25 protein-coding genes and 1 other RNA gene are annotated in these 23,180 nt (G+C 73.1%); 12 read left to right on the top strand and 14 right to left on the bottom strand.

Translation table 11 applies throughout. The features are described 5' to 3' along the window. Positions 1–34: 34 nt before the first annotated feature. Together ACFYU9_RS09540 and ACFYU9_RS09545 are read right to left on the bottom strand one after the other, a co-directional pair. Positions 35–157 carry a hypothetical protein gene (locus tag ACFYU9_RS09540; protein ID WP_389205636.1) on the bottom strand — a complete coding sequence of 41 codons (123 nt, stop codon included), beginning with the start codon at positions 155–157 and terminating at the stop codon, positions 35–37. 71 nt (positions 158–228) lie between these two features. Further along, complete coding sequence (locus ACFYU9_RS09545; protein ID WP_389205634.1) at positions 229–1,395, bottom strand: hypothetical protein; 1,167 nt, start codon at positions 1,393–1,395, stop codon at positions 229–231. A 622-nt stretch (positions 1,396–2,017) separates the two neighbouring features. Here ACFYU9_RS09545 and ACFYU9_RS09550 point away from each other — a divergent pair. From ACFYU9_RS09550 to ACFYU9_RS09565, 4 genes are all read left to right on the top strand, one after another. Then, complete coding sequence (locus ACFYU9_RS09550) at positions 2,018–2,851, top strand: Nif3-like dinuclear metal center hexameric protein (RefSeq protein ID WP_389205632.1); 834 nt, start codon at positions 2,018–2,020, stop codon at positions 2,849–2,851. Continuing rightward, positions 2,848–3,591: a zinc ribbon domain-containing protein gene (locus tag ACFYU9_RS09555; protein WP_389206713.1), complete on the top strand. Its 744-nt coding sequence runs from the start codon at positions 2,848–2,850 to the stop codon at positions 3,589–3,591. The genes ACFYU9_RS09550 and ACFYU9_RS09555 overlap by 4 nt, the downstream gene beginning before the upstream one ends. Further along, on the top strand, positions 3,591–5,075 hold the full coding sequence (locus ACFYU9_RS09560) for a bifunctional RNase H/acid phosphatase (protein WP_389343959.1): 1,485 nt from the start codon (positions 3,591–3,593) through the stop codon (positions 5,073–5,075). The genes ACFYU9_RS09555 and ACFYU9_RS09560 overlap by 1 nt, the downstream gene beginning before the upstream one ends. 66 nt (positions 5,076–5,141) lie before the next feature. Next, positions 5,142–5,999 (top strand): GNAT family N-acetyltransferase, encoded by an 858-nt coding sequence (locus ACFYU9_RS09565; protein WP_389343961.1) that lies wholly within the window; start codon positions 5,142–5,144, stop codon positions 5,997–5,999. Between the two features lie 24 nt (positions 6,000–6,023). On the opposite strand, the gene eda is transcribed toward ACFYU9_RS09565, so the two are convergent. Then, on the bottom strand, positions 6,024–6,692 hold the full coding sequence (gene eda / locus ACFYU9_RS09570) for a bifunctional 4-hydroxy-2-oxoglutarate aldolase/2-dehydro-3-deoxy-phosphogluconate aldolase (protein ID WP_389343963.1): 669 nt from the start codon (positions 6,690–6,692) through the stop codon (positions 6,024–6,026). Between the two features lie 87 nt (positions 6,693–6,779). After that, complete coding sequence (gene yaaA / locus ACFYU9_RS09575) at positions 6,780–7,547, bottom strand: peroxide stress protein YaaA (protein WP_389205624.1); 768 nt, start codon at positions 7,545–7,547, stop codon at positions 6,780–6,782. A gap of 179 nt (positions 7,548–7,726) precedes the next feature. Here yaaA and ACFYU9_RS09580 point away from each other — a divergent pair, with 179 nt between their 5' ends. Continuing rightward, positions 7,727–9,175 (top strand): RNB domain-containing ribonuclease, encoded by a 1,449-nt coding sequence (locus ACFYU9_RS09580; RefSeq protein WP_389205622.1) that lies wholly within the window; start codon positions 7,727–7,729, stop codon positions 9,173–9,175. A 170-nt stretch (positions 9,176–9,345) separates the two neighbouring features. Here ACFYU9_RS09580 and ACFYU9_RS09585 read toward each other — a convergent pair whose 3' ends face one another. Continuing rightward, on the bottom strand, positions 9,346–10,131 hold the full coding sequence (locus tag ACFYU9_RS09585; RefSeq protein WP_389343964.1) for a hypothetical protein: 786 nt from the start codon (positions 10,129–10,131) through the stop codon (positions 9,346–9,348). Further along, complete coding sequence (locus ACFYU9_RS09590) at positions 10,128–10,865, bottom strand: MerR family transcriptional regulator (RefSeq protein WP_389344156.1); 738 nt, start codon at positions 10,863–10,865, stop codon at positions 10,128–10,130. Before ACFYU9_RS09590 ends, ACFYU9_RS09585 begins: the two co-directional genes overlap by 4 nt. A gap of 200 nt (positions 10,866–11,065) precedes the next feature. Between ACFYU9_RS09590 and rnpB the strand changes: the two genes are divergently transcribed. Further along, positions 11,066–11,464: RNase P RNA component class A (gene rnpB / locus ACFYU9_RS09595), an RNA gene on the top strand. A gap of 187 nt (positions 11,465–11,651) precedes the next feature. Here the strand turns inward: rnpB and ACFYU9_RS09600 are convergent. From ACFYU9_RS09600 to ACFYU9_RS09625, 6 genes are all read right to left on the bottom strand, one after another. Continuing rightward, positions 11,652–12,086, bottom strand: coding sequence for a hypothetical protein (locus ACFYU9_RS09600; RefSeq protein ID WP_389205617.1), 435 nt, complete (start codon positions 12,084–12,086; stop codon positions 11,652–11,654). Positions 12,087–12,291: 205 nt separating this feature from the next. Further along, positions 12,292–12,585 carry a DUF6087 family protein gene (locus tag ACFYU9_RS09605; RefSeq protein WP_361163715.1) on the bottom strand — a complete coding sequence of 98 codons (294 nt, stop codon included), beginning with the start codon at positions 12,583–12,585 and terminating at the stop codon, positions 12,292–12,294. 17 nt (positions 12,586–12,602) lie between these two features. Beyond that, on the bottom strand, positions 12,603–13,766 hold the full coding sequence (gene tgmC / locus ACFYU9_RS09610; RefSeq protein ID WP_389205615.1) for an ATP-grasp peptide maturase system methyltransferase: 1,164 nt from the start codon (positions 13,764–13,766) through the stop codon (positions 12,603–12,605). Then, positions 13,763–14,722, bottom strand: coding sequence for an ATP-grasp ribosomal peptide maturase (tgmB, locus tag ACFYU9_RS09615; RefSeq protein ID WP_389206709.1), 960 nt, complete (start codon positions 14,720–14,722; stop codon positions 13,763–13,765). The genes tgmC and tgmB overlap by 4 nt, the downstream gene beginning before the upstream one ends. Positions 14,723–14,727: 5 nt before the next feature. Next, positions 14,728–14,988, bottom strand: a complete 261-nt coding sequence (tgmA, locus tag ACFYU9_RS09620; protein ID WP_389205612.1) for a putative ATP-grasp-modified RiPP — start codon at positions 14,986–14,988, stop codon at positions 14,728–14,730. Between the two features lie 79 nt (positions 14,989–15,067). Next, positions 15,068–15,274, bottom strand: a complete 207-nt coding sequence (locus tag ACFYU9_RS09625; protein WP_389205610.1) for a hypothetical protein — start codon at positions 15,272–15,274, stop codon at positions 15,068–15,070. A 427-nt stretch (positions 15,275–15,701) separates the two neighbouring features. On the opposite strand from ACFYU9_RS09625, the gene ACFYU9_RS09630 reads away from it, so the two are divergent. Next, positions 15,702–16,877, top strand: a complete 1,176-nt coding sequence (locus tag ACFYU9_RS09630; protein ID WP_389205608.1) for a multiprotein-bridging factor 1 family protein — start codon at positions 15,702–15,704, stop codon at positions 16,875–16,877. Between the two features lie 16 nt (positions 16,878–16,893). After that, entirely contained in the window at positions 16,894–17,247 is a 354-nt protein-coding gene (locus ACFYU9_RS09635; RefSeq protein WP_265861963.1) for a hypothetical protein, read from the top strand. A 160-nt stretch (positions 17,248–17,407) separates the two neighbouring features. Here ACFYU9_RS09635 and ACFYU9_RS09640 read toward each other — a convergent pair whose 3' ends face one another. Further along, complete coding sequence (locus ACFYU9_RS09640; protein ID WP_389205606.1) at positions 17,408–17,722, bottom strand: MazG-like family protein; 315 nt, start codon at positions 17,720–17,722, stop codon at positions 17,408–17,410. Positions 17,723–17,845: 123 nt separating this feature from the next. Here ACFYU9_RS09640 and ACFYU9_RS09645 point away from each other — a divergent pair, with 123 nt between their 5' ends. Then, positions 17,846–18,178: a nuclear transport factor 2 family protein gene (locus tag ACFYU9_RS09645; RefSeq protein ID WP_389205604.1), complete on the top strand. Its 333-nt coding sequence runs from the start codon at positions 17,846–17,848 to the stop codon at positions 18,176–18,178. A gap of 74 nt (positions 18,179–18,252) precedes the next feature. Here ACFYU9_RS09645 and ACFYU9_RS09650 read toward each other — a convergent pair whose 3' ends face one another. Then, positions 18,253–19,047, bottom strand: a complete 795-nt coding sequence (locus ACFYU9_RS09650) for an SDR family oxidoreductase (protein ID WP_389343965.1) — start codon at positions 19,045–19,047, stop codon at positions 18,253–18,255. Between the two features lie 102 nt (positions 19,048–19,149). On the opposite strand from ACFYU9_RS09650, the gene ACFYU9_RS09655 reads away from it, so the two are divergent. The 3 genes from ACFYU9_RS09655 (at position 19,150) to ACFYU9_RS09665 (ending at position 23,178) form a co-directional block, all read left to right on the top strand. Continuing rightward, positions 19,150–20,784 (top strand): alkaline phosphatase D family protein, encoded by a 1,635-nt coding sequence (locus tag ACFYU9_RS09655; RefSeq protein ID WP_389343966.1) that lies wholly within the window; start codon positions 19,150–19,152, stop codon positions 20,782–20,784. 93 nt (positions 20,785–20,877) lie between these two features. After that, on the top strand, positions 20,878–22,167 hold the full coding sequence (locus tag ACFYU9_RS09660; protein WP_389343968.1) for a Bcr/CflA family multidrug efflux MFS transporter: 1,290 nt from the start codon (positions 20,878–20,880) through the stop codon (positions 22,165–22,167). 30 nt (positions 22,168–22,197) lie between these two features. Beyond that, a complete protein-coding gene (locus ACFYU9_RS09665; protein ID WP_389343969.1) occupies positions 22,198–23,178 on the top strand; it encodes a small ribosomal subunit Rsm22 family protein in 981 nt (326 codons plus the stop codon). Positions 23,179–23,180: the final 2 nt, after the last annotated feature.

Genomic DNA, 23,180 nt, shown 5'->3' on the forward strand with positions numbered 1-23,180 from the left:
GTGTTCACCGTTGTTCACCGTGCGGTCCGCACGGTCACTGCGCTTCGTGATCGCGCCGGTGACGGCCGTGCGGGGAGGACGTGGAGTCCTCCGTCGGTGCGGCCGGGCCGCGGTGCTTGCCCGAACCGTTCGGCTCCTGCGCGTCCGTGTTGCTCATGGTGGAACTCACCCCGTTGTTGTCGCTTGTTGCTGTGCGGCCCCGAGAGTTTAGCCACCCGCGCCGCCGTTTTACGCGCCGGGCTTACGGTCCGCCAGCGGCGCCTGACCCAGCGGAACCGGACGGCACACCTTCGGTTCGCCGGGCGCCGCGGCGGCCGGATCCGGCTCCGGTACGAGGGGCTCGGCGGGCTCCTCCAGGGCGGCGAGGCCGCAGGGCGTGTCGGCCGTCGCGTACGGCAGCAGGAGCGTTCCGTCGGCCGTCCAGAGCCCGGAACCGGCCAGCCAGCCGACGGGGGCGGCCAGCTGGCTCATCCGGCGCGCGGACGGCCGCCACATGCCGACCCAGCTGCCTCCCGCCGCGTCGATCCGCACGGCGACCCCGCAGTTCTCCGGCATCAGCACCTGGCCCGGCTGCACGGCGAAGGGCGTCACCGCCGCGTCGTCCAGGCGCAGGAAGTCCGGGAAGCGCACCGGCAGCAGACTGCCGAGCACGCCCCAGCCGAGCCGCTCGTGCCCCGGCGAGGGCGCGTCGGAGCGGATCAGGAGCAGCCCGCTGTCGGGCTCGGCGAGCAGCAGCCGGTCGTTGCTCGTCTCCGTGATCTGGAGCAGCGGCGTGACCTCGCCGCCCCGCTCCAGGTCGATCGCGACCGCCTTCACCGGGCCGTCGTCGAGCTGCCGGTCGAGCGCGAGCATCCGGCCCGTACGGTCCAGCCACACCCCGCCCGCGCAGCGGCCCTTGATCTCGGCGACCCGCTCCGGCCCGAACGCCCCGCCGGCCACCAGCCACAGCGTGGTGGTGTCCGGGCCGACGCACATCGCGTACGCGCAGATGCCGTCCGGCGACGGCGGCAGCAGCGTCAGCGCGCCGGGCGCGGGCGCCTCGACCGCGCCGAGCAGCAGCTCGCCGGTCTCCGGGCCGGTCGGGTAGAGCAGCGAGAACGTGTGCCGGAGCCCGTCCACCCGGCGGCCGACGAGCACCCGGCCGTCCGCCAGCGGCAGCAGCAGCGCGCCGGCCTCCTCGGGCTGGGCGAGCGGGAGCGGCACGGCGTACGGCTCGGGGCCGTCCAGCGTCCACCGCTCCGCGTACAGCGCGTCCCCGGACCCGGCGAGCCGCGCCGCGTAGGCGCCGTTCGCGGTGATCGTGAACCCGCCGGGGCGGTGGGCGGGCATCGGCGGCCACATGGCACCGCCGTCTCCCGCGTCTCCCGCGGCCCTCTCGATGGCACAGGCTGTCATCGACTCGTCACCTCCGGCGACGAAGCTAGTTTTCGCACTTCCAGCCGAACAACACGAGCCACCCCACTTCACACCAAAGGGTGGCGGTCCCGGGAATCCGCTGAGCGCGGGGGGCGGGGTGTGCTGAAGTGACCAGAGTCAGGTGAGGTAAGGCACGCCTAAGTGGCGGCTCGGGGTCTGGTGGACGGGCCCCGAGCTGCCGCGATTCCGTGTGGCTGCCCGGTCGTCCGGTTGCCGGGGTGCCGGGTGGGGCGGTTCGCGCGGGGCGGGCCGTGGGGCTCCCGCGCGGCGCGGTCGCACATCCGCTCGTAGGGACACCGGTGCGGCCGTTTGGCCGCCCGTCCGCCCCGCGGCCGCTTGGCCGCCCGCTCGCCCGTCCCCCCCGTCCGCCCTCGGGGCCCGCGGCGGCGGAGCTCCCGGCGACGACCGGTGCCAGGGGCTCCCTCGGCTGAGACCACCGCAACCATCAAGGCGGAGATCACCGCAACCAAAGCGGAGATCGCCGAGACACCCATCAGCGGAGATCGGCAACCATCGATCGAGGAACCCCGGCGGCGGCCCGCCGCCTCCGCGAGAGCGGCGCCGGTTTAGGCGCAAAGGCAGTACAGGTAGCCTTTCCTCCGTGCCCCGTCTGTCTGAAGTCATCGCCGAGCTCGACGCCCTCTGGCCGCCCGAGCGCGCCGAGCAGTGGGACGCCGTCGGCACCGTCTGCGGCGACCCCGACGCGGAGATCCGCCGCGTCCTGTTCGCCGTCGACCCCGTCCAGGAGATCGCCGACGAGGCGGTCCGCCTCGGCGCCGACCTGCTGGTCACCCACCACCCGCTCTACCTGCGCGGTACGACGACCGTCGCCGCCTCGCACTTCAAGGGCCGGGTCGTGCACGGCCTGATCAAGCACGACATCGCCCTGCACGTGGCGCACACCAACGCCGACACCGCCGACCCCGGTGTCTCCGACGCCCTCGCCGGCGCGCTCGACCTGCGGGTCACCGGTCCGCTCGTCCCCGAGAACAACCTCGGCCGGATCTGCGAGCTCGACCAGCCCGAGACCCTCGCCGAGTTCGCCGCCCGCGCCGCGAAGCGCCTCCCGGCCACCGCCCAGGGCATCCGGGTCGCCGGCGACCCCGACATGATCCTGCGCCGGGTCGCCGTCAGCGGCGGCTCCGGCGACAGCCTCTTCGACGCCGTGCGCGCCGCGGGCGTGGACGCGTTCCTCACCGCCGACCTGCGCCACCACCCCGTCTCCGAGGCGACGCAGCACGCGACCCGGCACGACGCGCCCCTCGGGCTCGTCGACGCCGCCCACTGGGCCACCGAATGGCCCTGGTGCGAGCAGGCCGCCGCGCAGCTCGACTCGATCTCCGACCGCCACGGCTGGGACCTCCGCGTCCACGTCTCGAAGACGGTCACCGACCCCTGGTCCTTCCACCACACCTCTTCTGGAGCCCCCAACTGAACGCCGCGCCCGCCGACCAGATCCGACTCCTCGACGTCCAGGCCCTGGACGTCCGCCTCTCGCAGCTCGCGCACAAGCGCCGGTCGCTGCCGGAGCACGCCGAGATCGAGTCGCTGAACAAGGACCTCACGCAGCTGCGCGACCTGCTCGTCGCCGCGCAGACCGAGGAGAGCGACTGCGCCCGCGAGCAGACCAAGGCCGAGCAGGACGTCGACCAGGTGCGCCAGCGCGCCACCCGCGACCAGCAGCGGCTCGACTCCGGCGCCGTCTCCTCCCCGAAGGACCTGGAGAACCTCCAGCGCGAGATCACCTCGCTCGCCAAGCGCCAGGGCGACCTGGAGGAGATCGTCCTCGAGGTCATGGAGCGCCGCGAGTCCGCCCAGGAGCGGGTCGCCGAGCTCACCGAGCGGACCTCCGCCGTCCAGGCCAAGGTCGACGACGCCACCGCCCGCCGCGACGCCGCACAGACCGAGCTGGACGCCGAGTCCGCCTCCGTCGCCAAGGAGCGCGAGCTGGTGGCCGGCTCCGTCCCGGCCGACCTGATGAAGCTGTACGAGAAGCTGCGCGAGCAGCAGGGCGGCGTCGGCGCGGCCCGGCTCTACCAGCGCAAGTGCGAGGGCTGCCACATCGAGCTCAACATCACCGAGCTCAACGAGGTGCGCGCCGCCGCCGCCGACGCGGTCGTGCGCTGCGAGAACTGCCGCCGGATCCTGGTCCGCACCTCGGAGTCCGGCCTCTGATGACCGCGCCGAGCGAGCTGATCGTCGAGGCCGACGGAGGCTCCCGGGGCAACCCGGGCCCCGCCGGTTACGGCGCGGTGGTCCTGGACCCGGCGACGGGCGAGACGCTCGCGGAGCGCGCCGAGTACATCGGCGTCGCGACGAACAACGTGGCCGAGTACAAGGGCCTGGTGGCCGGCCTGCAGGCCGCCCGGGAGCTCTTCCCGGACGCGGCCGTCCACGTCCGCATGGACTCCAAGCTGGTCGTCGAGCAGATGTCCGGCCGGTGGAAGATCAAGCACCCGGACATGAAGCCGCTGGCCGCCGAGGCCGCCCGCGTCTTCCCGGCGGGCCGGGTCCGCTACGAGTGGATCCCGCGCGAGCGCAACAAGCACGCCGACCGGCTCGCCAACGAGGCGATGGACGCGGGCCGCCGCGGCGAGCAGTGGACCCCGTCGGCCACCGCGCCCCGCCCCGCGCCGGCCGCCGACCTGGCCGCCGCGCGCGGCGCCGCCGGTGACGCGACGGCCGGCGCGGCCCGCGCCCGCGCCGCCCTGGCCGGCAGCCGCCCCGAGCCCGAGGGCCTCTTCGCGCCCGACGCGGCGCGCGCCTCGCTCGCCGCGGCGGCCGAGGCGGACCGGGACGCGGCGGCCGGGACGAGCCTCACGACCGCGACCGGGACGAGCCTCACGACCGCGACCGAGGCGGACCGGGACGCGGCGGCCGGGACGAGCCTCACGACCGCGACCGGGACGGACCGGGACGCGGCGACCGCGACGGGCATCGCGACGGCGGCCGGCGACTTCGAGGCGGAGGCGGCCCACGCGCCCGCCGCGCGGCCCGCGGCGCCCGCCTCCCAGGGCTGGGCCGGTCCCGACATGGGGGCGCCGGCCACGTTCGTCCTGCTGCGGCACGGCGAGACGGCGCTGACGCCCGAGAAGCGGTTCTCGGGCAGCGGCGGCGCCGACCCCGAGCTGTCCGCCGCCGGACGCCGCCAGGCCGAGGCCGTGGCCGCGGCGCTCGCCGCCCGCGGCACGATCCAGGAGATCGTCAGCTCGCCGCTCACCCGCTGCCGCCAGACCGCCGAGGCCGTCGCCACCCGCCTCGGCCTCGACGTGCGCATCGAGAACGGCCTGCGCGAGACCGACTTCGGTGCCTGGGAGGGCCTCACCTTCGCCGAGGTCCGCGAACGCCACAAGGACGACCTCGACGCCTGGCTCGCCTCCCCGAAGGCCGCCCCCACCGGCGGCGGCGAGTCCTTCGCGACGGTCGCCCGCCGCGTCGCCGCCACCCGTGACCGCCTCACCGCCGCCTACGCGGGCCGCACGGTGCTCCTGGTCACCCACGTCACCCCGATCAAGACCCTGATCCGGCTCGCCCTCGGGGCGCCGCCGGAGTCGCTGTTCCGGATGGAGCTGTCGGCGGCGTCGATCTCGGCGGTGGCGTACTACGGGGACGGGAACGCGTCGGTGCGGCTGCTGAACGACACCTCGCACCTGAGGTAGTCCGGGGCCGGGGCGGGCCGCGCAAACCGCTGGACCCCCGCCCCGTCCCCGTACCACCATCGGTGCATGAGCTGGCACTTCACCGAGGACCACGACACGTTCCGGGACGCTGTCGGCGCCTGCCTCGCCGCCGACCCCGCCCGCCACACCGCGATGCTCACCGCGCTGGAGCTGCCCGGACTGCCCGCCGGGCCGCGTGGCTGGTGGACCGACCCCGCGGACGGGCAGGTGGCGGGTGCCGTGCTGGTCGCGCCCGCGAAGGTGCCGCTGCTCGCGGGGATGCCCGCCGGGGCGGCGCGGGCGCTCGCCGCCGAGTGGCCCGGCCGCGCGGGCGAAGTGAGCGCCGTACGAGGGGAGTCGGAGGCCGTCGAGGAGTTCGCGCGGGCCACGGGGCGGGCCTTCACGGTCACGCGCCGGATGAGGCTGTTCCGGCTGGGCGAACTCACGCCGCAGGAGCCCGCGCCGCGGGGCGCCGCGCGCACGGCGGGGACGACGGGGACACCGGGGGCGTCGGGGACGGCGGGGGAGGCGGACGACCTGGCGCGGGCGCTCGCCTGGATGCGGGAGTACGCGCGGGACGTCGGCGAGGACCCGGACGCGGACTACCGGGCCAACGTCGAGGGGCGGATCGACGACGGTCGGCTGTGGTTCTGGGCGGCGGAGGACGGCGAACCCGTCGCGATGGCGAGCATGTCGCCGGTCGTCGCCGGCCAGGCACGGGTCTCGCTCGTCTACACGCCGCCCGCCCACCGCGGCCGCGGCTACGGCGGCGCCGTGACCGGTGCGGTCAGCCGGGCGGCGCTCGACGCCGGCGCCGCGCAGGTGCTGCTCTTCACCGACCTGGCCAATCCGACGAGCAACGCGCTCTACCAGCGGCTCGGTTACCGCCCCGTCCGCGACCACACGGCCGTGGCGTTCGGCTGAGCCGCGGCCGGGCGCCGGGGCGCTTCAGCCGGGCAGGCCGGCCGCCTGCCGGGCCAGCGCCTCCACCCGCGCCCAGTCCCGGGCCGCGAGCGCGTCCGCCGGCAGCATCCACGTACCGCCCACGCAGGGCACGTTCGGCAGCGCCAGATACGCGGGCGCGGAGGCGGGCGAGATGCCGCCGGTCGGGCAGAAACGGGCGCGGGGGAGCGGGCCGGCGAGGGACTTCAGGTACGGGACGCCGCCCGCCGCCTCCGCCGGGAAGAACTTCATGTCCGTGATCCCGCGTTCGAGCAGCGCCACGACCTCCGAGGCCGTCGACACGCCCGGCAGGAACGGCACGCCCGAGCCCCGCATCGCGTCGAGCAGCCCGTCGGTCCAGCCCGGGCTGACGAGGAAGCGCGCCCCCGCCCCGACCGCGTCCGCGACGCCCGCCGCGGAGACGACCGTGCCCGCGCCGACGACCGCCTCGGGGACGGCGTCCGCGATCGCCCGGATCGCGTCGAGCGCGGCCGGGGTGCGCAGCGTCACCTCGATCAGCGGCAGGCCGCCGGCCGCCAGGGCCCGGGCCAGCGGTACGGCGTCGGCGGCGTCCTCGATGACGACGACGGGGACGACGGGCACGGCGGACGCGGCGGCGGATGCGGGTGAGGACGCGGAGGCGGATGCGGAGGCGAGGTCCAGCGGGCGCGGCATGAGCCCCATCCTGCCGAGGGCAAGCGGTGCGCGCAACGACTGTTGCACATGCTGCAACGCCCTAACTGCGCGCGTAGCTCTATGGAATCAGTGGACCTCGTCCACCAAGACGTCCAGCGCCCCCGCCTTCCCGCCCTCCTCCACCACGTACCCCAGGTCCCGCAGCGCCTCCACCAGCTCCGCCCGGCCCGCCGGCGCCGCGCCCGCCTCAAGAAGGCTGCGCACGATCCGGCCCTTCGTCGCCTTGTTGAAGTGGCTGACCACCTTCCGCGTCGGCGCGTGCAGCACCCGCACCGTCGCCGTGCGCGCCGCCACCTCGCCCTTCGGCTTCCACGCCGACGCGTACGCCGACGAGCGCAGGTCGAGGACCAGACCGTCCCCCGCCGCCTCCGGCAGCACCGACGCCATCGCGCCCCGCCAGTGCGCCCCCAGCGCGCCGAGGCGCGGCAGCTTCACACCCATCGAGCAGCGGTACGAGGGGATCCGGTCCGCCACCGTCACCGCGCCCCACAGCCCGGAGAACACCAGCAGGGAGCGCGCCGCCCGCTTCCGCGCGGCCGCGTCCAGCGTGGCCAGGCCGAGCGCGTCGTACAGCACCCCTGTGTAGATCTCGCCGGCCGGCCGCGCCCCGGCCGTCCGCAGCTCGGCGTTCTTGGCCACCTCGCCGCGCAGCCCCTCGCTGAGCCCGAGCACCTCCCGCGCCTTCTCCTCGTCGGCCAGGCACAGCTCGACCAGCTCGTCGAGCACCGCCGCCCGCGCCTGGGCGAGCCCCGGCAGCGACAGCGACTCCGCCTTGAGCGGCGCCCCGCGCCCCGACGCGGCCTTGCCTTCGGAGGGCGGCAACAGGACGAGCACGGTGGATCTCCTTCGTACGAACGGGCCGGTGGCGGGGGTGCGGCCCCACCGGCCCAGCGTACGAGGTCCCCGCCGGCCTCCGTCCCGCCCGCCGTGGCCGCGCCCCACCCGGCCCCGCCTTCCGCGGCCGGGGCCCCACACGACATGCCGCGCCCCCACCCCCGCCATACGCTCGGTCCATGCCCCGACGCCACATCCACGTGACCGCCGCAGCGGACGACCCGCTGCGGGCCGCACTGCGTGCGCTGCGCACCCAGATGGCGATTCCCGACGACTTCCCGGCCGCCGTCCTCGCCGAGGCCGAGGCGGCGGCGAAGGCGCCCCGGCTCCCCGACGAGGACGCCACCGACATCCCCTTCTTCACCATCGACCCGCCGACGTCCCGCGACCTCGACCAGGCGATGCACCTGGCCCGGCGGCCCGAGGGCGGCTACCGGGTCCAGTACGCCATCGCCGACGTCGCCGCCTTCGTCACCCCGGGCGGCGCGATCGACACCGAGGCGCACCGGCGGGCGACGACCCTCTACCTGCCCGACGGGAAGGTGCCGCTGCATCCGGCCGTGCTCTCCGAAGGCGCCGCGAGCCTGCTGCCCGGCAACATCGCGCCCGCGCTGCTGTGGCGCATCGACCTCGACGCGGAGGGGCGGACCGTGGCCACGGACGTCCGCCGGGCGAAGGTCCGCAGCCGGGCCAGGCTCGACTACGCGGGCGCCCAGGCGCAGATCGACGCGGGCACCGCCGAGGAGCCGCTCGCCCTGCTCGCCACCATCGGCAGGCTCCGTGAGGCGCGCGAGATCGAACGCGGCGGCATCTCGCTCAACGTGCCCGAGCAGGAGGTCACCCAGACCGACGGCTCGTACTCCCTCGAATACCGCGCCGTGCTGCCCGTCGACGGCTGGAACGAGCAGATCTCGCTGCTGACGGGCATGGCCGCGGCCGACCTGATGATCGCCGCCGGCACCGGCATCCTGCGGACCCTGCCGCCCGCCCCGGACGGCTCCGTCGCCCGGCTGCGCCGCTCGGCGAAGGCCCTCGGCATCGACTGGCCGCACCACGTCTCGTACGCGGACCTGATCCGCTCCCTCGACCCGCACAACAGCAGGCACGCCGCCTTCCTCCAGGACGCCACCACGCTCCTGCAGGGCTCCGGCTACACCCCCTTCACCGACGGCCACATCCCCTCGCCGGCCGTCCACGCCGCGATCGCCGACGAGTACACGCACTGCACGGCGCCCTTGCGGCGCCTCGTCGACCGGTACGCGGGCGAGCTCGCCCTCGCGGCCGTCGCGGGCACGGCGCCGCCCGAGTGGGTGCTGGGCGCGCTCGCCGGGCTTCCCGCGGACATGACCCAGGGCTCCAAGCGCGCCCGCCAGGCCGAAGGGGCGTGCGTCGACATCGTCGAGGCCGCGCTGATGAGCGGCCGGATCGGGGAGGTCTTCGACTCGGTCGTCATCGACCTGAAGACGCCCCACACCGGCGTCGTCCACCTGGAGGACCCGGCCGTGATCGGGGACGTCGACGCCGACGGAGCGCGGCTGCCGCTCGGCGACCCGCTGCGGGTCAGGCTGACGCAGGCGGATCCGGGACGGGAGAAGGTCCGGTTCGTGCCGGCGGGCCCGACTGCCTGACCGATTGCGGCACCGGCTGCGTGACGGACCGCGTGACCGGCTGCGTGACGGACCGCGTGACCGGCTGCGTGACGGGCCGTGGCATCGGCTGCGTGACGGACCGCCTGACCAACCGCGTGACGGACTGCCGTACCGGCGTGTGACGGACCGCGGCACCGACGGCAGACGGACTACGTGACGGACCGCGTGACGGACCGCGTCAGGGCCCGGTACAGGGCCCGGGAGTCGTCGGCGTGCAGGCGGACCGTCCGTACGGGGCGGGGCGCGCCGAGCAGCCTCGGTGCGTCGACGTCCTCCGTCAGCTCCAGGGTGAGCGAGGTCTGCGAGCCGACGGCCAGGTTCAGCTCGCCGTCCGCCTTCTCGTGCGAGAACAGCGGTTCGTGCCGCACGGCGGCGATCCGGTCCAGCGGGATGCGCACGTCGACGTGGGCGGCCTGGCGGACCCGCAGCGCGTCCGCCGTGAGCACGTGCGGGCGGGTCGCGGAGGCGGCGTGCAGGCCGAGGGCGAAGAGCACGGTGTAGACGTCGAGGACGAGGACGACGGCGTGGACGGCGGGCCAGCCGGCCAGCAGGTACGACATGCCGGCGGTCTCGACGAGGCAGACGAAGGCGAAGCCGTACATCAGCGCCGCCTGGTCCCGGGCGTGCGGGAACGCCACCGCTCCCGGCCCGCCCCGGTCCGGCCGCCGGGCGATCCACCGGCCCAGGCTCGCGAGCAGCCGCAGCTCGTGCCCGACGAGCCGCCGGGCCGGCTCGGGCACGATCCGGCCGGCCGCCTCGCGCGCGGTCAGCCCGCGCCGCCGCAGCCGCAGGAAGGCGACGCCGTTCGCGAGGAACAGCAGGGCGACGGCGGCCTCGGCGCAGCCGAGGACGGGCGGGGGTATCGGCACGCCGGCGAGGAGACAGACGGCGAGGACGAGTTCGGCGGGCAGCAGGGCGTAGAGGAGGTACTTCATGCCCCACGCTCCGCCACGAGCCGCAGCGCGTGCCGCAGCGCGGCGGCCTGCGCCGGCGCCAGTTCGCCGAAGAACACGTCCGCGAGCCCGCCGGCCCCGGGCGCCTCCACCATCGTCCCGTCCGGCAGTACGGCGGCGAGCGCCGCGCCCGCCTCCGCGACCCGGGGGTCGTCGGGCCGGGCGTCGGCGAGGGCGTCGAGGCGGGCGTAGAGCGCGGGCGCGTGCCCGGCGGCGTCGCGCATCAGGTCCATGAGGCGCGCCCGGTCCTCCTCCGGGACGACGGTGTCGAGGAGGGTGAGGATCTCCCGGTCCATGGCCGCCGTCGGCGAGGCGGTGATCGTCCCGGGGAGATCGGCCAGGAGCCCGGCCAGCTCCGGCGACACCGGCCCGTCCGCCGCGAGCCGCCCCTCCCGGGCCTGCCCGAGCAGCTCCGCGAGCCGCGCCCGCCGCTCCCGGATCACCCGCTCCTGCCGGCCCAGGTCCGCGTCCAGCTCCTCCAGGACCTCCACCAGCTCCCGCCCCTCGTCGTCCGCGAGCACATCCCCGACCTCGTCGAGCCCGAGCCCCAGCTCCGTCAGCCGCCGGATCCGCGCCAGCAGCACGGCGTCCCGCACCCCGTACTCCCGGTACCCGTTCGCCCGCCGCGCCGGCTCCGGCAGCAGCCCGATCCGGTGGTAGTGCCGCACGGCCCGCGGGGTGACCCCGACGAGCGCGGCGATCTCCCCGATCCGCATGCCCCTGCCCGTACCGGTGCCCGTGCCCGTGCCCGTGCCCGTGCCCGGACCCGTACTCATGCCTGCGTTCATGCCCATGCCCATGCCCATGACCTCAGTAGAAACCTTGACGCTGCGACAAGGTCAAGCGACTCGGGCGGCGCCGACTTCCTGTGACCGGGCCGCGGGCGAACGCCAGGTAGCATGGTCGGCACGGCAGACGAGCCGGGCGGGCGGCCGCGTGGGGATCCTCGGATCCTCCCGAGGAACGTCCGGGCTCCACAGGGCAGGGTGGTGGCTAACGGCCACCCGGGGTGACCCGCGGGACAGTGCCACAGAAAACAGACCGCCGGGGACCTCGGTCCTCGGTAAGGGTGAAACGGTGGTGTAAGAGACCACCAGCGCCTGAGGTGACTCAGGCGGCTAGGTAAACCCCACCCGGAGCAAGGTCAAAAGGGAACACCCCGGTGTTCCTGCGCGGACGATCGAGGGCTGCCCGCCCGAGTCCGCGGGTAGACCGCACGAGACCGGCGGCAACGCCGGTCCTAGATGGATGGCCGTCACCCCGACGACCGCGAGGTCCCGGGGTACAGAACCCGGCGTACAGCCCGACTCGTCTGCCCCTCAGGCCACTGACCTGCGATATCGCAGGTCAGTGGCCTTTTCTCGGAGAATCGTGGGCGTCGCCCCGCCCCGTTCCGTACCGGTCCAAACTGGACCTCGCGGCTACGAAAGTAGCCATGAAGGTAGCCATGCTGGGTCGCTTGGTGCGGGTGTTGGCCGAGTCGGGGCCTCCGCGTTACGCGTCTACGCCTCGGTGTCCTCTGTTGCGGTCCCGGGGCCGGTGGAATTCTGCTCGTCAAGCCAGGCTTTAATGCCGCCAGGGTTCTGCGCCGGTGCGTCGAACGGGATGATCGGAAACGGGGGCAAGGTGGACAGCAGCGCCGTCATGTCAGCGGGGAGTGCGGCCACCGAGGGCTCAAGCTCCTCGATCTTGGTCAGGAGTCGCTGAAGTTCTTCAGCCATGCAACGCAGATCCAGGTCCGCGCCAGCGACTTGGATCGTTCCCGCCTCTACGTTGATGAGGCGCATGGGGGGAGCTGGGAACGTGGGTTTGGTACCTGCCTGCCACTCCTCGGCGGTGGGGCGAGGCAGGCTGACGATCCACTCGTCAAGGCGCTCGTCGAAGTGCTCGCTTCCGTTACGGACTTCACGGGCCTTCAGCGGGGACGAGTCCTCCACCTCAAGAATCCTTCGTAGAAACGGACCTCGCTTCGCCCGCCACTCCAGGCCCTCGTCGGTCCCTTTCGGGCTCTTTCCATACCCGCTGGGCCCACGGGTCATCGGATATGTCGTTGCTCACGGGCGTCATTGTGCCGTCGGTGGTCTACCGGTTGGGAGCAGATTTCAGAGGTATGGCATGGGTCGCTATTCTCCCGCCGGGTTATCAGGGCGTCGGAGGCTTTCGATGCCTGCCAGTCCCGGAGCCGAGCTTCGGTGACGCCTCAGGTGTGGTGGCAGCCTCGGCGTGGGGGAACAGAACGCGCCGCGCTTCCGCGAGGTTCGCCGCGAAGCCGTGCGGCTCCCAAAGGTGGCCGTTCCACCGCTGGATCGCACGGGGCGCGTCGGGGTTCAGATGCGATGCTCTCGGGCCGTCGCCGGTGACGAGGGGTACGGCGCGGAGCTGCCCGATCCTCGCGTCACGACGCTCGGCCCACTGGGACAGCGGTTCGTCGTCCATGTCCGGAGCGTAGCGGGTCAGGTGATCCGGTGTTCCCAGCGCAGGGAGGGCGCCTGGTCGATCCAGTACCGGTGGGATGCGGATGTCACGTGGAGCCGTACGGAGTCGATCTCCGGCGCCCCGGCGTCCTGCCAGGAGACGAGGGAACGCTCCACGTCGTCCCACAGGGCCACCGGGCCGCCCTGGCGGACGGTCCAGTTCTCGCCGTCGGCGAGGAACTCGGCGAACGACTCCCTCTCCGGATCGAACAGGTACCGCAAGGGCGAGCCGTCTCCGCCCGTCGCGCGGACGAACTGAGCGCCGGGCGCCACCAACTGCGCGAGGAAGGCGGGCATCCACTCCTCCAGGACAAGAGGAGACACCTGGGTGCGCCGCTCACTGTCCGCGTACGCGGTCCGGGCAGAGAGGTCGCCAGCCACGGGGGCCGCTGCCTGGGCCCGCGCCTGCATGAAGGAGGAGCGCCCGACGATCGAGCCCTCGGCGGTGCCGTCATCGCCGACGGCCAGTTTCGCGAGGCCGGTTCCCCACGGCCACGAGCCGACCGTGCCGAGGACAACGCCTCGGGGTCTTGTCTGCCTGATCCACGCGTACGGAATGCGGCGGACCGCGCAGGTGGCGATGACCCGGTCGTATGGTGCCCGGTACGGGTGGCCGAGGAGCCCGTCGCCTGCCACCGTCCACGTCGAGAAGCCGGCGGCTTCGAGAGCGGCGTCGGCGCGTGCGGCCACCTGTCCGTCCACCTCGACCGTGGTGACGTTGTCCTCGCCGAGGTAGTGGCACATCAGGGCTGTGGAGTAGCCGGTGCCCGTACCGATCTCCAGTACTCGGTGACCCACCATGAGGTCCAGGGTCTCGATCATGCCGACGACGGTGGCCGGGTGGGTCGAGGAGGACGTGGGCACGCCCACGACGGGTTCACCGGCCTGGTCGGCGGTGAGGTGGCCGTCGAGCTGGGTGGTGAGGGTGTCGACGCTGTATGCGATCTTCAGCCACTCGTCCGGATCCGTGTCGGCGGCGGTGACGGGCCGCCAGGTCCGCCCCTCGTCCAGGAAGACTCCCGGGCGGAGGAACCGCTCGCGGGGGACGGACTCGACGGCATCACGCAGCCAGGGGGATCTCAGGACCCCTTCATTCACGAGAACGGTCGCCATGCGGTGTCGCTCGGATGCCGGGTCGGTCATCGGCGATCTCCTTGTGCGAGTAGGTCGGCGAAGGCAGCGGACATCGGGAGGCCGGTCTCGGTCTCCAGCCACCCCCACTGTCCGTTGGGATTCAGTTCCAGCCACCAGTAGGCCCCCGCCTGGTCGACCGCGAGGTCGAAGCTTCCCGACTCCAGATCCAGTCGGTCCAGGTAGGCATGGAGTGCCTGGTCCACCCGGTCGGGCAGGTGCTCCACGGTGTAGGTCAGGGCGCTGTAGTCCTTGCGCCAGTCCAGGAGTTCGGAGTCGATGCGCACGGCGAACGTATGCCGACCTACGAGCAGTACGCGAACGTCGGCGACCTTGTCCACGCGGGCCTGGAACAGGTGGGGCGCGACCCGAACGCTGTCGTCGATCTCCTCGGGGGCGACGGGGGCAGCCCATCCCGTCATCGGCACGCCCTCACGGGTGTAGGGGGTCCATCGCAGCGTCTTGAAGATCGCCCGTCCCTGGGCGCGGACGAACTCACGGGCCTCGTCAGGGTCGTTGGTGACAAGGGTGGGAGGGATGGTGAAGCCGAGTTGCTGGGCGAGAACGAGTTGCGCCGGTTTGTAGTCGGCTGCGGCAACGCGCAAGGGGTGGTTGACCCAGAGCGGACCGCGCAGGGCGTAGAGGGTGCCACCGAGTCCGTAGCGGACTTGCGCCGCCGCGAACCGGGAGTCGTCGGGGGACAGGTGGGTAAACGCGGGCCATTCCGGGCGGCGCCAGTACACCGACCGGACCTGGGTCACATCAGCGGTTCTCGACGGGGTGCGCACCTGCCCGACCACCGGGGCCGGGCAGGTGCCGAACCGAGCCGAGACCGTGAGGTTTTCGCCGATGTCGGCGGGGTTGAACCGGACCACCGGCACATCGCGCCGGTTGAGTTCGGTGATCACCATGTCGGCGGTGATGTCGTCCGCCTCGGTGGCCACCAGAACCGGCCTCTCCTCGGTCATGGTCATCAGTCCTGATTGCTGTCCTGATCGTGACCCTGGTCGTTCCGGGAGTCCGAGTTCGTCGTCGTGGAGGTCTCGGTGCCGGAGCTGGTGCCGTGCTTGCCCATCTCGACCACCTGCCCGGCACGGTCGCGGAACACTCCGAGCTGCGTCGTGGGGTCGATGACGACCGTGGCGTGGGGTCGGCGGGTGACCGTCGGGTAGGGCGCGAGTCGGCCCGCACCCCACGGCCGCGTGGGGGAGGGGAGTGCGACAGAGGTGGTCATGAGACTCCTTGGGTTGAAGGGTGTGGTCGGGGTATCCGTCTGTGCCAAGGGGCGTGGACGGCGATCCGCGGGCCGCGGCTCAGGGGCGAGCGGCCTGGATGTTGTCGGCTGCGGTCGTCCACTCGACTCCGGACGCGGGCCGGATGTGCGCGATGCGGACCGTGCCGTGGTTGTGGAGCTCGTGTGTGACGGCGACGAGTACACCCTCCCCGCGCGAGGCGATGTCACGGACAAGCGTGTCCAGGAGCGGGTGGTGCTCGTAGCCGTCGGAACCGACCTGGTTCACTCCTCCGGCTCCTGCCGGGCCTCGAAGCGGCGCATGAACCTCTCCCAACCGCCGGCTGCCCGTACCCGCAGAGCCCGGCTCGGCGCACCCGGCCGGGGCTCCGGCGGCGTGTACGTACGGCCACTGGCGCCAGGGCTCCTGCGGGGCGGTCCGGAGGTCGTCACGTGGTCGCTCCTCTCAGTGAGAGCCGCCCGGAGGGTTCTTCGGCTTCCGAACGGCGTGTGACCAGTGAACGACGATCCGTTACCTTCTCCCAGAGCGGACCTCGCGCAATACCCGGGCGTTTTCCAGGCGTTGGCGCATGGCGGGTATGAGTGCGTGAAAGGGTTCTCGTGAGGGGAGACCTATGACGTCGAGGCGTAAGCACTTTGCGGAACGGCGCGCGGCCCGGGGTTACTCTCAGGAGGAATTCGCAGAAGCGCTCTCGGTGGCCACGTCCACCGTGGTTCGTTGGGAAAGTGGTCGTGCCATCCCGCGTCCCCATCAACGGCCGAAGATCGCAGGGCTGTTGGGGGTGACCCTCCCTGAGCTGGATGCCCTTCTCTCCGACGAACAGACGGCCGAGACAGCCGGGCTCTCCGCTGCTCCACCCCTCCTCCATGGTGATGATGACGACATGAAGCGCCGCGAAGTCCTGGGTCTGCTCGCCGTTACGGGTGCGCTGGTCGCTCTTCCCGATGCCGGTGATGCCGCCCGAGGGTGCGCGGCATCGGCGCTCTTGGAGACGGGGGACGCCTTGCATCGCAGCCTCTGGCAGGTCTACGCGCTATCGGACGCCAAGCAGGTCGTCTTCCCTGCGGTGCGCGCACAGCTCGATGTGATGGCGAAGGGACTGGCCGAGACCCGTACGGCTGTGGATCGGTCCCGATTGTGTCGGATGACGGCCGACCTCTACCAGCTCGTCGGCGAGCTGTTCTTCGACGCCAACCGGTACACCGACGCCGCGCAGTGCTACACGCTGGCCGCCAACGCGGCCCACGCCGGTGGCGACCACGACCTGTGGGCGTGTGCCATGACCCGCCACGCGTACGTCGAGCTGTACGCGCGCCGCGCGCACGCTGCCCAACCCCTGCTCGCGGCAGCTTTCCGCATCGCCCGAAGGGGCGACGGCGCTCTCTCCACCCGTCACTGGGTCGCGGCCGTCCAGGCGCAGGCGTACGCGGCCGTGGGCGACCTCGACGCGTGCAACCGGGCTCTGGATGAAGCCGAGAGAGTGCACGCCCTCGACGGCGCTCACTCTCACAACGGCGGCTGGCTCCGCTTCGACGGCTCCCGCCTGGCAGAGGAGCGAGGAGCCTGCTACCTCCAACTGGGCCGCCCTGATCTCGCCGAGAAAGCGCTCACCGCAGCCCTTGCCCAGCCTCTGTCCCTGCGTCGTCGCGCCGCTGTTCTGAGCGATCTCGCCGTGCTCGGGGCGCACAGGCGGGACATCGACCAGGTCGTGCACTACGCGGAGCAAGCACTCGGACTGGCCGACCGGTCGAATTCGGGATTCATCGGCAAGAAGCTGGACGGGCTCCGGGGGCGTCTTGCCCCGCTCCTGTCCGATGACCGAGTCTCGACTCTTGATCACCGAATCGCGGCGCTTCCGCGCACCGCATGATGAGAGGGACACGCGCATGAATGACGGCCGGATCTTCCGCGAGGCGTGGATCGACGGTGTGAACAAGCACTATCCCGGCGAGCCCAAGCCCGGCTATGTCACGCCGTGGGACGAGACGCCCGAGTGGGAGCGCGAAGCCGCCACCGCCGTGTACGGGCAGGTGCGCGACTTCATCGAGGTCAGCGGCGGGCATGCGGCCCGGCTCACCCGCGAGCAGAAGGGCCGATTCGTCGCGATCTGCTGGACCGCCCAGATGTTCAGGCACTTCGAAGACCCAAAGCCCGGATATGTTGCCGACTGGTCCGACCTGCCGGTCTGGCAGCGGGAGACGGACGCGGACATTTTCGAACGCATCGAGGGGACCGTCTGATCTCAGGAGCGACGACGTCCCCGTCCGGGCTGATCCGGGCGGGGACGTTTTGTTGCGTAAAAGTAGCCACGGGAGCACCATCCCTGCACGTTTATGCAGGTCATAGCGTTGCGCTGACAGAACCCGGCGTACAGCCCGACTCGTCTGCCCCATTCCCTCCCTACTCCAGGGATCTCGCCGCCACCCTCCGCAGATGCGCCTCGAACACCTTGCGCGCGTCCGGGTTCAGCGTGCGCAGTGCCACCATCGCCGTGATCACGACGTCGCACAGTTCGGCCTCGACGTCCTGCCAGGTGTGGCTGTGGCCCTTGCGGGGGTTCTGGCCGGTGGCGCCGATGACCGCCTGGGACGCCTCGCCGACCTCCTCGGAGAGTTTGAGGACGCGGAGCAGGATCTCCTGGCCGGGCGGCAGCTGCTGGTGGGCCGAGAGCCATTCCTGGAGGCGGGCGATGGTCGGCCAGACGTGGTCGGTCATGGCGGCAGCCTGCCCCGTCCGGGGCGCCGGCGAACGGCGCGGAGCGGGTCGCCCCGTTCGCCCGGGTGACCGCGCCGGTGTGTTGAGCGGGGGCCGGCGCGCGGCGGCCGTACGGTCCGGGGCATGACCGTTCCCGTGGACCAGCTCAGCGATCCCGCCGTACGCGCCTTCGTGACGGCGCTCAACGCCAACGACCGGGCCGCCTTCCAGGCCGCCCTCGCGCCCGGCGCCACCATGTCCGACGACGGTTCGGACCGTGACGTCGCCGACTGGACCGAGCGGGAGGTGTTCTCCTCCAACGGCCGCATGGAGGTGGAGGAGGAGAGCGACGGCGGCCTCGCCCTCGTCGCCACCTACACGAACGACACCTGGGGCTCGATGCGCACCGCCTGGCGCTTCACCGTCACCGGCGGCAAGGTCTCCCGCTTCGACACCGGGCAGGCGGGAGAGGCGTAGGGAGTGTCCGGCGGATCATGGCCGGACCGCACCAAACGCCGCGGCCCGTCCGAGCCTGATCCGCCCTACGGGCGCTAACCCCGCCCGATGTACGGCATCGTCGTCGCCATCACCGTCGCGAACTGCACGTTCGCCTCCAGCGGCAGCGCCGCCATGTGCACCACCGTCGCCGCCACGTCCGCCGCGTCCATCACCGGCTCCGCCGCCAGCCGGCCGTCGGCCTGGAGGATGCCGGTCTGCATGCGGGCGGTCATGTCGGTGGCCGCGTTGCCGATGTCGATCTGGCCGCAGGCGATGCGGTGCGGACGGCCGTCCAGGGACAGGGACTTGGTGAGGCCGGTCATGGCGTGCTTCGTCGCCGTGTACGCGATGGAGTGCGGGCGCGGTACGTGCGCCGAGATGGAGCCGTTGTTGATGATGCGGCCGCCCTGCGGCGACTGCTCCTTCATCGCGCGGAAGGCGGCCTGCGCGCACAGGAACGCGCCCGTCAGGTTGACGTCCACGACCGCCCGCCAGGTCGCCGGGGCGAGGTCCTCGACCGGGGTGCCGCCGCCGGCGAACGTGCCCGCGTTGTTGAAGAGCAGGTCGACCCGGCCGAAGCGGTCGCGTACCGCCGTGAAGAGGGCCGCGACCTGCTCCTCGGACGTCACGTCCGTCGGCACGCACAGGACCCGCCCGTCCGGCAGGCCGGCCGCGGTCTCCTCCAGGGGCTCCCGCCGGCGGCCCGCGAGCGCCACCGACCAGCCGGCCGCCGCGAGGGCCCGTGCCACGCTCCGGCCGATGCCCGAACCGGCCCCCGTCACCACCGCGACACCCGCGACGCGTCCGTTGCTCATGGGCGCGCAGCGTACGCGAGACGCGTGCCCCATGAACTCATCCGTCCGACACGTGGATGTTCTGTACCCGACAAGCTGAGGTCGCCCCGCCCCACTGCAATACCCCACGGACAACATCCGTCAGGGGAGGGGCTCATGACACCCGCACAGACCCACGCCGATGAAATCCGCGCCGTCGCACGCCACTTGGGCCGCCGGCGCTTCCTCACCACCACCGGTGCCGCCGCCGCGCTCGCCTTCGCCGTGAACCTGCCGGCCGCCGGCACCGCCGCGGCAGCCGAGCTCGACGGCCGCCGGATATCCGAGGACCCGTTCACCCTGGGGGTGGCATCCGGAGACCCCATGCCCGGCTCCGTGCTCCTGTGGACGAAGCTGGCCCCGCGCCCGTACGAGACGGGTGGCGGCCTGCCCGCCGGCACCCGGGTCACCGTCCGCTGGGAGCTGGCCCGCGACGAGCGCTTCACCAAGGGCGTACGGCGCGGCACCGCCCCCGCGCACGCAGAGTTCGACCACACCGTGCACGTCGAGGTCGACGGCCTCGCCCCCGGCCGCGACTGGTTCTACCGCTTCCGCGTCGGCGCCTGGACCAGCCCGGTCGGCCGCACCCGCACCGCGCCCGCGCCCGGCGCGCACAACACCCGGCTGAAGCTGGCCGCCGTCTCCTGCCAGGCCTACCACGACGGCTACTTCACCGCCTACCGCCACCTCGCCGACGAGGACCTCGACGTCGTCTTCCACCTCGGCGACTACCTCTACGAGTACGCCGTGAACGCCACCGGCGGCGCCCGCGCCTACACCGACCGCAGGCTGCCGGACGTCTTCGACCGGGAGACGGTGACGCTGGAGGACTACCGGCTGCGCTACGCCCTCTACAAGTCCGACCCCGACCTGCGGGCCGCGCACGCCGCCCACCCCTTCGCCGTGACCTGGGACGACCACGAGACCGAGAACAACTACGCCGGCGACACCTCCGAGGACGGCATCCCGCCGGAGGAGTTCCTCATCCGCAGGGCCGCCGCCTACCGCGCGTACTGGGAGAACCAGCCCCTGCGCCGACCGCAGCGGCCCACCGGCCCCGACATGCGGCTCTACCGCCGGCTGCGCTTCGGGCGGCTCGCCCAGTTCGACATCCTCGACACCCGCCAGTACCGCTCCGACCAGGCCTACGGCGACGGCTGGCAGACGCCCGGCCCCGAGTCCGAGGACCCGGCGCGCACCCTCACCGGCGCCGAGCAGGAGCGCTGGCTGATCGACGGCTGGAAGGCCTCCCGCGCCCGCTGGAACGTGGTGCCCCAGCAGGTCGTCCTCTCCGAGCGCCGCAACGTCCCCGGCAGCGCCTTCAAACTCTCCATGGACTCCTGGGACGGCTACCCGGCCTCCCGGCAGCGGATCCTCGCCGGCGCCGAGGCGGCCGGCGTCGCGAACCTGATGGTGCTCGCCGGCGACGTCCACGTCTCCTACGCCCTCGACATCAAGGCCGACTTCCGCGACCCGGCCTCCCGCACCGTCGGCACGGAGATCGTCGCCACCTCGATCAGCAGCGGCAAGAACGGCTCCGAGCGGCCCTCCAACCACGCCAACCTCACCCGCGCCAACCCGCACCTGCGCTTCTACAACGGCCGCCGCGGCTACACCACGGTCACCCTCGGCGAGAGCGAGGCCCGCGCCGACTTCCGTACGGTCTCCGCGGTGACGACCCCGGGCGCGCCGGTCGTCACGGCCGCGTCCTTCGTGACGGAGGCCGGAAGGCCCGGTCTCCATCCGGCCTGAGCCCTCTACCATGGCGAAGGGATTCCTTAAGGTTTCAAGGAAATGGTTTCAACGACGGTCCCGGTGAAACGGAGCCGGTGAACGGAGCAGTCGATGCCGGAGAGCGGCCGGGCCACCGCCAGCGCCACGGAAGACGCCACGGGCACACCAGCCGCCGCCGCCGCACGGCGCGCCGGGCTGCTCGTCACCCTCGTCCTCGGCGGGCTCACCGCCCTCCCGCCGCTCTCCATGGACATGTACCTGCCGGCGCTGCCGCAGGTCACCGAGGCGCTGCGGGCACCCGCCGCCACCGTCCAGCTCACGCTGACCGCCTGCCTCGCCGGCATGGCGCTCGGCCAGCTCGTCGTCGGCCCCATGAGCGACAAGTGGGGCCGGCGCCGGCCGCTGCTCGTCGGCATGATCGTGTACGTCCTCGCCACCGCCGTCTGCGCCTTCGCGCCCACCGCCGGACTCCTCGTCGGCTTCCGGCTGCTCCAGGGCCTCGCGGGCGCCGCCGGCATCGTCATCGCCCGGGCCGTCGTCCGCGACCTGTACGACGGCGTCGAGATGGCCCGCTTCTTCTCCACCCTGATGCTGATCTCCGGCGCCGCGCCGATCGTCGCCCCGCTCATCGGCGGCCAGATCCTGCGGGTCACCGACTGGCGGGGCGTCTTCTACGTCCTCACCGGCGTCGGCGTCCTGCTCACCCTCGTCGTCTGGCGCTTCCTGCACGAGACCCTGCCGCCCGAGCGGCGCCACGCCGGCGGCGTCGGCGAGGCCCTGCGCACCATGCGCGGACTGCTCGCGGACCGCGTCTTCACCGGCTACATGCTGGCCGGCGGACTCGCCTTCGCCGCCCTCTTCGCGTACATATCGGCCTCGCCGTTCGTCGTACAGGAGATCTACGGCGCCTCCCCGCAGACCTTCAGCCTGCTCTTCGGCGTCAACTCGGTCGGGCTCGTCGTCATGGGCCAGGTCAACGGCAAGCTGCTCGTCGGCCGGGTCAGCCTCGACAAGGCGCTCGGCTGGGGCCTCGCGATCATCCTCGCCGCGTCCCTCGCGCTGCTCGTCATGACCAGCGGCGTCTTCGGCGACCCGGGCCTCGCGCCCATCGCCGCCGGGCTCTTCGTGCTGATGTCGGCGATGGGCCTCGCCATGCCCAACACCAACGCCCAGGCCCTCATGCGCACCCCGCACGCCGCCGGCTCGGCCTCCGCGCTCCTCGGCACCTCCTCCTTCCTCATCGGCGCCGTCGCCTCCCCACTCGTCGGCATCGCGGGCGAGACCACCGCCGTCCCGATGGCCGTCGTCCAGGTCTGCTGCGCGGCCGCCGCCGTCGCCTGCTTCCTGCTGCTCTGCCGCCCCTGCCGCCGGGCCGCCGAACAGGGCGACCGGGCCGCCTAGGATCTGTCCGGCGGGCCCTAAAATGTGGCGGTGAACGCCTCCCACCCCTCCGCAGACACCCTGCGCGCCGCGCTCGCCGCCGTCCTCGACGGACTGCCGCCGCGCCAGGCCGCCCAGGCCGTCGAGCGGCTGATCGCGAACTACCGGGGGGCCACCCCGACCCACGCGCCCGTGCTGCGCGACCGGTCCGACGTCGCCGCCTACGCCGCCTACCGCATGCCCGCCACCTTCGAGGCGGTACGGGCCGCCCTGTTCGCCCTCGCGGACGCCGCGCCCGACTGGACGCCGGCCACGCACACGGACGTCGGCGGCGGCACCGGCGCGGCGAGCTGGGCGGTCGCCGAGACCTGGGAGGGCGCGGCGCGCACCACCGTCCTCGACTGGGCCGAGCCGGCCCTCGCCATCGGCCAGGAGCTCGCCCGGGGCGTCTTCGACGCCGACTGGCGACGGGAGCGGATCGGAGCGGCGCTGCGGCTGCCCGACACGGACCTGGTGACCGTCTCGTACGTGCTCAACGAGCTCACCGAGGCCGACCGCACCGCGCTCGTCACCGAGGCCGCGCGCGCCGCGCGGGCCGTCGTGATCGTCGAGCCGGGCACCCCCGACGGCTACGCGCGGATCATCGCCGCCCGCACCCTGCTGATCGACGCAGGCTTCACCGTCGCCGCGCCCTGTCCGCACAGCGGCGCCTGCCCGATCGTGCCGGGCACCGACTGGTGCCACTTCGCGGCCCGGGTCAGCCGCTCCTCGCTGCACCGGCAGGTGAAGGGCGGCTCGCTGCCGTACGAGGACGAGAAGTACGCCTACGTCGCCGCCACCAGGTTCCCCGCCGGCCCGGCCACCGCCCGCGTGGTCCGCAGGCCGCAGATCCGCAAGGGCCAGGTGCTGCTCGACCTGTGCGGGCCGGACGGGCTGGCCCGGGAGACGGTGACCAAGCGGCACGGGCCCCTGTACAAGCAGGCCCGTGACGCGGAGTGGGGCGACGCCTGGCCGCCCGCCGACGAGGACTGAGG

Source organism: Streptomyces sp. NPDC004327 (genome assembly GCF_042873935.1).
In the GTDB taxonomy this organism is placed as follows: domain Bacteria; phylum Actinomycetota; class Actinomycetes; order Streptomycetales; family Streptomycetaceae; genus Streptomyces.

Excerpts from the sequence above, each read along its gene's own strand:
- ACFYU9_RS09655 (WP_389343966.1), top strand. The coding sequence starts at position 19,150 with ATGACACCCGCACAGACCCACGCCGATGAAATCCGCGCCGTCGCACGC.
- ACFYU9_RS09605 (WP_361163715.1), bottom strand. The coding sequence starts at position 12,585 with ATGGACGACGAACCGCTGTCCCAGTGGGCCGAGCGTCGTGACGCGAGG.
- ACFYU9_RS09650 (WP_389343965.1), bottom strand. The coding sequence starts at position 19,047 with ATGGGGCACGCGTCTCGCGTACGCTGCGCGCCCATGAGCAACGGACGC.
- eda (WP_389343963.1), bottom strand. The coding sequence starts at position 6,692 with ATGCCGCGCCCGCTGGACCTCGCCTCCGCATCCGCCTCCGCGTCCTCA.
- tgmC (WP_389205615.1), bottom strand. The coding sequence starts at position 13,766 with ATGACCGACCCGGCATCCGAGCGACACCGCATGGCGACCGTTCTCGTG.
- ACFYU9_RS09645 (WP_389205604.1), top strand. The coding sequence starts at position 17,846 with ATGACCGTTCCCGTGGACCAGCTCAGCGATCCCGCCGTACGCGCCTTC.
- ACFYU9_RS09580 (WP_389205622.1), top strand. The coding sequence starts at position 7,727 with ATGCCCCGACGCCACATCCACGTGACCGCCGCAGCGGACGACCCGCTG.
- ACFYU9_RS09540 (WP_389205636.1), bottom strand. The coding sequence starts at position 157 with ATGAGCAACACGGACGCGCAGGAGCCGAACGGTTCGGGCAAGCACCGC.
- ACFYU9_RS09640 (WP_389205606.1), bottom strand. The coding sequence starts at position 17,722 with ATGACCGACCACGTCTGGCCGACCATCGCCCGCCTCCAGGAATGGCTC.
- ACFYU9_RS09585 (WP_389343964.1), bottom strand. The coding sequence starts at position 10,131 with ATGAAGTACCTCCTCTACGCCCTGCTGCCCGCCGAACTCGTCCTCGCC.
- ACFYU9_RS09660 (WP_389343968.1), top strand. The coding sequence starts at position 20,878 with ATGCCGGAGAGCGGCCGGGCCACCGCCAGCGCCACGGAAGACGCCACG.
- ACFYU9_RS09590 (WP_389344156.1), bottom strand. The coding sequence starts at position 10,865 with ATGCGGATCGGGGAGATCGCCGCGCTCGTCGGGGTCACCCCGCGGGCC.
- ACFYU9_RS09545 (WP_389205634.1), bottom strand. The coding sequence starts at position 1,395 with ATGACAGCCTGTGCCATCGAGAGGGCCGCGGGAGACGCGGGAGACGGC.
- ACFYU9_RS09635 (WP_265861963.1), top strand. The coding sequence starts at position 16,894 with ATGAATGACGGCCGGATCTTCCGCGAGGCGTGGATCGACGGTGTGAAC.
- tgmA (WP_389205612.1), bottom strand. The coding sequence starts at position 14,988 with ATGACCACCTCTGTCGCACTCCCCTCCCCCACGCGGCCGTGGGGTGCG.
- tgmB (WP_389206709.1), bottom strand. The coding sequence starts at position 14,722 with ATGACCGAGGAGAGGCCGGTTCTGGTGGCCACCGAGGCGGACGACATC.
- ACFYU9_RS09560 (WP_389343959.1), top strand. The coding sequence starts at position 3,591 with ATGACCGCGCCGAGCGAGCTGATCGTCGAGGCCGACGGAGGCTCCCGG.
- ACFYU9_RS09565 (WP_389343961.1), top strand. The coding sequence starts at position 5,142 with ATGAGCTGGCACTTCACCGAGGACCACGACACGTTCCGGGACGCTGTC.